The 7523-nt window shown below is 62.3% G+C and carries 9 protein-coding genes and 1 pseudogene; 8 read left to right on the forward strand and 2 right to left on the reverse strand.

Annotated elements, in window-relative coordinates:
• Both AC1DT3_RS08245 and AC1DT3_RS08250 read right to left on the reverse strand, forming a co-directional pair.
• Nucleotides 1–280 (reverse strand): annotated as a pseudogene (locus AC1DT3_RS08245) (hypothetical protein); the annotation flags it as partial.
• A 30-nt stretch (nt 281–310) separates the two neighbouring features.
• Nucleotides 311–829 (reverse strand): invasion associated locus B family protein, encoded by a 519-nt coding sequence (locus AC1DT3_RS08250; RefSeq protein ID WP_477464769.1) that lies wholly within the window; start codon nt 827–829, stop codon nt 311–313.
• A gap of 302 nt (nt 830–1131) precedes the next feature.
• On the opposite strand from AC1DT3_RS08250, the gene coxB reads away from it, so the two are divergent.
• From coxB to AC1DT3_RS08290, 8 genes are all read left to right on the forward strand, one after another.
• The gene (coxB, locus tag AC1DT3_RS08255) at nt 1132–1986 is read left to right on the forward strand and encodes a cytochrome c oxidase subunit II (RefSeq protein WP_477464770.1); all 855 of its coding nucleotides are present in this window, start codon (nt 1132–1134) and stop codon (nt 1984–1986) included.
• Nucleotides 1987–2017: 31 nt separating this feature from the next.
• Nucleotides 2018–3637 carry a cytochrome c oxidase subunit I gene (gene ctaD, locus AC1DT3_RS08260; RefSeq protein ID WP_477464771.1) on the forward strand — a complete coding sequence of 540 codons (1620 nt, stop codon included), beginning with the start codon at nt 2018–2020 and terminating at the stop codon, nt 3635–3637.
• Nucleotides 3638–3770: 133 nt separating this feature from the next.
• Nucleotides 3771–4727, forward strand: coding sequence for a heme o synthase (locus AC1DT3_RS08265; protein WP_477464772.1), 957 nt, complete (start codon nt 3771–3773; stop codon nt 4725–4727).
• 4 nt (nt 4728–4731) lie between these two features.
• Entirely contained in the window at nt 4732–4890 is a 159-nt protein-coding gene (locus AC1DT3_RS08270; protein WP_477464773.1) for a hypothetical protein, read from the forward strand.
• Nucleotides 4891–4897: 7 nt separating this feature from the next.
• Complete coding sequence (locus tag AC1DT3_RS08275) at nt 4898–5488, forward strand: cytochrome c oxidase assembly protein (protein WP_477464774.1); 591 nt, start codon at nt 4898–4900, stop codon at nt 5486–5488.
• 63 nt (nt 5489–5551) lie between these two features.
• Nucleotides 5552–6412, forward strand: coding sequence for a cytochrome c oxidase subunit 3 (locus AC1DT3_RS08280; RefSeq protein ID WP_477464775.1), 861 nt, complete (start codon nt 5552–5554; stop codon nt 6410–6412).
• A gap of 166 nt (nt 6413–6578) precedes the next feature.
• A complete protein-coding gene (locus tag AC1DT3_RS08285) occupies nt 6579–6956 on the forward strand; it encodes a DUF983 domain-containing protein (RefSeq protein ID WP_169850411.1) in 378 nt (125 codons plus the stop codon).
• Nucleotides 6953–7523, forward strand: a 571-nt coding sequence (locus AC1DT3_RS08290; protein ID WP_477464776.1) for an SURF1 family protein, incomplete at its 3' end; no start/stop codon positions are given. The genes AC1DT3_RS08285 and AC1DT3_RS08290, both read left to right, overlap by 4 nt.

The raw sequence follows: 7523 nt of genomic DNA on the forward strand, positions 1-7523 counted from the left end.
TCGCGCCATCGGATCGGCCGAGGCATTCGCGCGCAATCTGCCCGAGAGCGATCTGGCTGCGCTCGCCCGTCCGGATCGAGGACCCGCCGTCAGTGACGCTGACCTGCGGGCAATAGACATCCTCGATGTCCGCCGGCAAAGGCGGAGGAACCGTCGTCCCGGCCAGCATCACCATGTTGCCGACCGTGGAGCCCCCTTCGCCGGGCGCCCCGCATCCGACGAGAACCGACATGCCGAGCAGCACCGCGCCAAGCCCGGCCTTAGTCCCAATTCCACCCATGATAGCCCCCTCGAGTCTTTGTGGCCTTCGTTACGGAAGGGCGTCGTACCCCGCCGCGAAGCCGTTGAGCGAGACGGGGATACCGATTCCCTCTTCCGGCGTCTGGAACACGATGAACGTCGCGTTCTGGCCCGTCTTCATCTGTGTAATGAGATTATCTTCCATCACAACCTCGGCGACGCAACCCGTCGCGAGACAGCGCACGAAGCCGGCCCGGCCGATATCGGTCTGGTCGATCTTGAGGCCGAGGCCCGAGGGAAGCAGGACGCCCAATTGCGCGACGACCCGCAGGAGCCGGCCCTTCCCGTCCGCCGTCTTCAAGACGATGATGACGAGCGACACGTTCGGCCGGTCTTCCGCAGCGACGTTCTGGACGAGAGCGCATTGCTCGGCGCTGGCACCGGGGGGCGTTTCACAGCGCATCTGCCAGTCGCCATAGGTATTTTTAACCATACCCTGGGCGCGGGCCAGATCAGCTGTGGACAACAGGGTCAGGCCGAAAACCGCCGCCGCCCCGCATCGAATCCACCGTGGCAATTTCACCGGCATCTCCGTTTTGAATCGTTCGAAACGGCAGAAATCCCGACCGCTCCGCTCTTGGTTATGAAAACCGTTGGGACCATGGGGAGGCCTTAAATGTCAAGAGAAGAGGCGTTATACTCCCGTGAAAGGCGGTTTTTGGCGGTTATGACGCACGAATTGCTGCGCTTGCACCGTTGCGCTCGTGCGCGTCCTGTGGTCATAGACACGGGTCATTCGGTGGTGGCGCTTGCCGGGCTCGAGATCAGTCGCGCCCGGTTTCTGTCGCGGACAAGTGGCCATCACTTCTAAGTAGGAGCTTTGGAACACCGATGCGGATCGAGACCTCAGGACTTCGATCGGCGATCACCCTTTTTACAGCGGCGGTCGCACTTGTGTTGGGCATGAGTGAGGCGTTTGCCGGCACCGGTGCCCCCTCCCCTTGGGAAATGAGCATGCAGGGCATGGTGACGGAAGTCGGGCAGTTCATGTCCAGCTTCCACACCTATCTGGTCTGGATCATCGCCATCATTTGCGTGTTTGTCGCCGCGCTCATTCTGATCATCATTGTCCGGTTTAACGAGACCAAGAATCCGGTTCCCTCGAAGACCACTCACCACACTCTGTTGGAAGTGGCTTGGACCGTGGTGCCGGTGCTGATCCTGATCGGCATCGCCATTCCCTCGTTCCGCCTGCTGCGCACGCAGTTGATCCTGCCGAACGCCGACATGGTCGTGAAGGTCACCGGTTACGCCTGGTATTGGGGTTACGAGTACCCGGCCGACCAAGGCGGCGGATTCAAGTTCGATTCGAACATGATCGAGGAGAAGGACCTGAAGCAGGGCCAGCTGCGCCTGCTCGCGGTCGACAACGAGATGGTTGTTCCGGTCGGAAAGACCGTCAAGGTCCAGGTCACCGCCGCCGACGTTCTGCATTCCTTTGCGATGCCTTCATTCGGCATCAAGATCGATGCGGTCCCGGGTCGTCTGAACGAGACCTGGTTCAAGGCTGAGCAAGAAGGCGTCTACCACGGACAGTGTTCGGAATTGTGCGGCAACGGTCACCCGTACATGCCGATCGTGATCCGCGTCGTGAGCGACCAGCAATATGCCGCATGGCTGCAGGAGGCGAAGCAGAAATACGCTTCCGCGGATGCCGCCCCGCTCAAGCTCGCCACCGCCCAATAATATCGAGAACAGGACCTGAGAGGTCGCCATCATGGCACATGCAGTTGAAGCCGCCCACGCGGAGCACCACGATCATCCGACTTTCTGGCGCCGTTGGTTCTATTCGACGAACCACAAGGATATCGGCACGCTCTACATGATCTTCGGCTTCATCGCCGGCTGCGTCGGTGGCGCGCTGTCGATCGGAATGCGCCTGGAGCTCCAGGAGCCCGGGCTGCAATTCTTTTCCAATCCGCAAGCTTTCAACGTCTTCGTGACCGGCCACGGTCTCATCATGGTGTTCTTCATGGTGATGCCGRCGMTSATCGGCGGTTTCGGCAACTGGTTCGTGCCGMTSATGATCGGCGCGCCSGACATGGCSTTCCCGCGGATGAACAACGTCTCTTACTGGCTGACGATTGCCGGTTTCGGTCTTCTCGTGTGCTCGCTGTTCGTCGAAGGCGCTCCGGGCTCGACCGGCTTCGGCGGCGGCTGGACGGTCTATCCGCCGCTTTCGACCGCCGGCCATCCGGGCCCGGCGCTTGATTTCGGCATTCTCGCGCTTCACCTCGCGGGTGCTGCATCGATCCTCGGCGCGATCAACTTCATCACGACGATCCTCAACATGCGCGCTCCGGGCATGACGCTGCACAAGATGCCGCTGTTTGCCTGGGCGATGTTGGTGACGGCGTTCCTGCTGCTTCTGTCGCTGCCGGTTCTCGCCGGCGCGATCACGATGCTGCTGACCGACCGCAACTTCGGCACGACGTTCTTCGATCCGTCGGGCGGTGGCGATCCGATCCTCTACCAGCACCTGTTCTGGTTCTTCGGCCACCCCGAAGTGTACATCATGATCCTGCCGGCCTTCGGCATCGTCTCGCACATCATCTCGACCTTCTCGAAGAAGCCGATCTTCGGCTATCTCGGCATGGCCTACGCCATGGTGGCGATCGGCGTCGTCGGCTTCGTSGTGTGGGCGCACCACATGTACACCGTCGGTCTGTCGCTGCAGACGCAGGCCTATTTCGTCTTTGCCACGATGGTGATCGCGGTGCCGACGGGAGTGAAGATCTTCTCGTGGATCGCGACCATGTGGGGTGGCTCGATCCGCTTCACCGCCGCGATGCAATGGGCTGTGGGCTTCGTGTTCCTGTTCACGGTCGGCGGCGTCACCGGCGTCGTCCTCGCGAACGCGGGCGTCGACCGCTACATGCACGACACCTATTACGTGGTGGCGCACTTCCACTACGTGCTGTCGCTCGGCGCGGTCTTCGTGATCTTCGCCGGCATGTACTACTGGTTCCCGAAGATCACCGGCTACGTGATGCCCGAATGGATCGGAAAGACGCATTTCTGGATCGCCTTCATCGGCTCCAACATGCTGTTCTTCCCGATGCACTTCCTCGGCCTTTCCGGCATGCCGCGCCGCTATGCGGATTATCCGGATGCGTTCGCGGGCTGGAACCGGGTGTCCTCGATCGGCTCGTACATCTTCGCCGTCGGCGTCCTCCTGTTCCTCGGCGGCGTGATCTACGCGCTGTTCGTGCGCAAGGAGAAGGCAGCCGGAAACCCGTGGGGCGAAGGCGCAACGACGTTGGAATGGACGCTGCCCTCGCCGCCGCCGTTCCACCAGTTCGAAACCCTGCCGCGCATCGTCGACACGGATCACTGAGTTCTACGAGTTGGGCGGGAAAACCCGCCCACTCTTCCCCCGAGAGCTCTTCGCGGAGCTTTCCGGGGAGGGGTTGATCACCCGAAGAGGCCACTGACGGCGAATGCCGGTACGCCTCGGAAGTATCAAGGCCATGACCAGCGCATCGAACAGCTTGACCGACAATCGCAACGAGACCCTGCCGACCGTGGGATTCTCACAAGGCGATGTGTCCGATTATTTCGCGCTCCTGAAACCGCGCGTGATGTTTCTCGTCGTCTTCACGGCGCTCGTCGGCATGGTGGTCGTGCATCCGGCCGTCAACCCGATCATCGCCTTCGCGTCGTTGCTGATGATCGCCATCGGCGCAGGCGCGTCCGGCTGCCTCAACATGTGGTGGGATGCCGATATCGATGCCGTGATGGTGCGCACGCGGCAGCGGCCCATTCCCGCCGGCAAGATCACGCCGAGCGAAGCGCTTGCCTTCGGCATGACGCTTTCCGTCGGTTCGGTGATCGTGCTCGGCCTCGTCAGCAACTGGCTCGCGGCGTTTCTCCTCGCCTTCACGATCTTTTTCTACGCCGTCATCTATTCCATGTGGTTGAAGCGGACGACGCCGCAGAACATCGTCATCGGCGGAGCCGCCGGCGCCTTGCCGCCGATCGTCGCCCAGGCGGCGGTCACCGGCTCCGTCGGCTGGGAAAGCGTCGTCCTGTTCGCCATCATCTTCATTTGGACGCCGCCCCATTTTTGGGCGTTGGCGCTGGTGAAATCCAGCGACTATGCGCGCGCCGGCATTCCGATGATGCCGAACGTCGCCGGACCGGATTCCACCCGCCGGCAAATCCTGCTCTACACGCTCGTCCTGGCGCCGCTCGGTCTCGTTCCGGTCGCGATGGGCTTCGGCGGCGTCGCGTACGCGGTCATCGCGACGCTCGGCGGCCTCGGCATGCTGGCGCTCGCCGTCCAGGTCTACCGCCTGCGCGATGGCGAGCCCGCGATGAAGGTGGCGCAACAGTTGTTCGCTTTCTCGATCCTCTATCTCTTCCTCTTGTTCGCGACGCTGCTCGCCGAACACGGCTTCGGCTTCTTCCGCCCGGTAGTGGGGTGACGTGATGACGGATCTTCAGCCTCGCCGACTGTCGCCGGAAGAACAGAAGCGCCGCCGCAGGCGTTCGCTGGCGCTCGCCCTCACCCTGGGCGCGCTGGTTCTTCTTTTCTATGTGGTCACGATCGCCAAGCTCGGGCCGCAGGTCATGCAGCGTCCTCTGTGAGGCGGCCATGAGCGAAGCCCCCGATCTTCAACGAAACATGCGCCGCACGGTCGTCGCCTGCGGCGCCATCGTCGTCGGCATGGTGGGATTGGCCTACGCATCCGTGCCGCTCTACGACCTGTTCTGCAAGGTCACCGGGTTCGACGGGACGCCGAGCATCGCCTCCGACAACGCCTCGAAAGCACTCGACCGCGCGATTGCCGTCCGATTCGACGCCAACGTCGCCCCGGGACTCAACTGGCGATTCGCGCCGGAACAGCCGGAAGTCACGGTCAAGCTCGGCGAGACGACGACCGTTTTCTACAAGGTGACGAACACGGGCGACCAGCCTACGACGGGGATTGCGACCTACAACGTCCAACCGGATCTGGCGGGCACCTACTTCACCAAGCTCGAGTGCTTCTGCTTTACCGAGCAGACGATCAAACCGGGGGAAACCCTGGAATCGGCGGTCGTTTTCTATGTCGATCCGCGTCTCGTCACGGATTCCGACATCAAGAACCTTTCTTCGGTCACGCTGTCCTATACCTACTTCCCGTCGAAGGGCGGCAAGCCGGTGGCGGACGCGACGTCTTCAACCAAACCCCGCGTCCAATAACGGACGTGACAAGCTGGACAGAAACGGCTTAAAGCAGAACAACTTCGAGGCACGGAGATAGGAATGGCCGAGGCCCACGCCAAACATCACGATTACCACCTTGTCGACCCGAGCCCGTGGCCGCTCATCGGTTCGATCAGCGCCTTTCTCATGGCGTCTGGCTTCGTCACCTGGTGGAAGGCAATCCCGATCGCCGGGACGCACCCAGGCGCGTTCATCTTCGGGGCGGGCATCATCGGCGTCCTGTTCACCATGTTCAGTTGGTGGACCGACGTCATCAACGAGGCGAACAGCGGCAAATACCACACCCGCGTCGTGCAGTTGCACCACCGCTACGGCATGATCATGTTCATCGCCTCCGAGGTGATGTTCTTCGTGGCGTGGTTCTGGGCTTATTTCGAAGCCGCGCTCTATGCCAACGATCCGATCCAGTATCAGCGCGTCGAAGTGCTCGGCGGCATGTGGCCGCCCAAGGGCATCGAGACTTTCGATCCCTGGCACCTGCCCCTGCTCAACACGCTGATCCTCCTGACCTCCGGCACCACCGTCACGTGGGCGCACCACGCGCTCCTCGGAAACGACCGGAAGGGTCTGAAGGCCGGCCTCTGGATCACGGTCGTCCTCGCGATCCTGTTCACCTGCGTGCAGGCCTACGAATACAGCCACGCCACGTTCGGCTTCAAAGGCAACATCTACGGCGCCACGTTCTTCATGGCGACGGGCTTCCACGGCGCGCACGTGATCATCGGCACGATCTTCCTCGCCGTCTGCCTCCTGCGCGCCTATCGCGGAGACTTCACGCCCAAGCAGCACCTCGGYTTCGAATTYGCWGCCTGGTACTGGCACTTCGTGGACGTGGTCTGGCTSTTCCTTTTCGCCGCCATATACGTATGGGGCCACGGGGCAAGCGCCGGGGGCCATTGAAGCCGCCGCTCAGCGACAAGATTTCAACAAGGGCGGCGATAAGCCGCCCTTCGTTTTTGCGTGACGCCATCTCATCTGTGATTTGCTCATCTGTGATTTGCTCATCGGTGATTTACTCGTCTGTGAACTGCATGCCGGTGCGGAGCCGGATATCGGAGACTTCATCTTGGCCCAGCCTCATTCACACGCCGTCCTCTCGCCCATCGTCACCGGATTGAAGGGGCGTTGTCCGCGCTGCGGCAAAGGGCATCTGTTCGAAGGCTTTCTGAAGATGCGCCCGGCCTGCGAGGTGTGCGGCCTCAATCTGACATTCGCGGATACGGGCGACGGTCCGGCGTTTTTCGTGATGTCGTTCGTGGGGATCGTCGTGGTCGGCTTGGCGCTCTGGACCGAGTTCACGTTCGAGCCGCCGATCTGGCTTCACATGGTCATGTGGTTTGGCCTCACCGCCGTCATGAGTTTAGCGCTGGTACGGCCGCTGAAGGGCGTTCTCGCTGCGCTCCAGTACAGCCACAAGGCCGAGGAAGGGCGCTTCAAGAAGTGACCGCTCCGTCCCGCTGGCGTTCGCTGATCGCACCGGGGATCGCGACCCTCGTGGCGCTTGCGATTCTCCTAACCCTCGGCACTTGGCAATTGCAGCGCAAGAGCTGGAAGGAAGGCCTCATCGGTCAGATCGAAGCGCGCTCCCACGGCGAGCCCGGGCGAATCGTGCCCGAAGCGCAATGGGGTTCGTGGCGCGCGGCCGACGACGAGTTTCGGCGGGTTCGGCTCGAGGGCGTCCTGCTCAATGCGCTGGAGACGCCTGTCTACGGTCTTGCACCCGCCCAGCGCGGCTCGCCCATGCAGGGCTTCTACCTGATGACGCCCCTGCGTCTTTCCGACGGCGCCATCGTCATGATCAATCGCGGCTTCGTTCCGACGGAATTGCGTGAACCGGGCACCCGTCCGCAGAGCCGGCCCGAAGGCACAACGATCGTGACGGGCCTCGTGYGCGCTCCGGAGGCCCGCAACACGTTCACGCCGCCGGACGATCCCTCCAAAAATTCTTGGTTTACCCGCGACCCGCAGGCGATCGCCAAGGCCCATGGCCTCGAACGCGCGGCGCCCTTCC

The sequence above is a fragment of the Microvirga sp. P4_G7 genome (assembly GCF_056401005.1).

Coding starts and splice junctions, on each gene's coding strand:
- AC1DT3_RS08265 (WP_477464772.1), top strand. CDS start 3,771: ATGACCAGCGCATCGAACAGCTTGACCGACAATCGCAACGAGACCCTG.
- coxB (WP_477464770.1), top strand. CDS start 1,132: ATGCGGATCGAGACCTCAGGACTTCGATCGGCGATCACCCTTTTTACA.
- AC1DT3_RS08275 (WP_477464774.1), top strand. CDS start 4,898: ATGAGCGAAGCCCCCGATCTTCAACGAAACATGCGCCGCACGGTCGTC.
- AC1DT3_RS08250 (WP_477464769.1), bottom strand. CDS start 829: ATGCCGGTGAAATTGCCACGGTGGATTCGATGCGGGGCGGCGGCGGTT.
- AC1DT3_RS08270 (WP_477464773.1), top strand. CDS start 4,732: ATGACGGATCTTCAGCCTCGCCGACTGTCGCCGGAAGAACAGAAGCGC.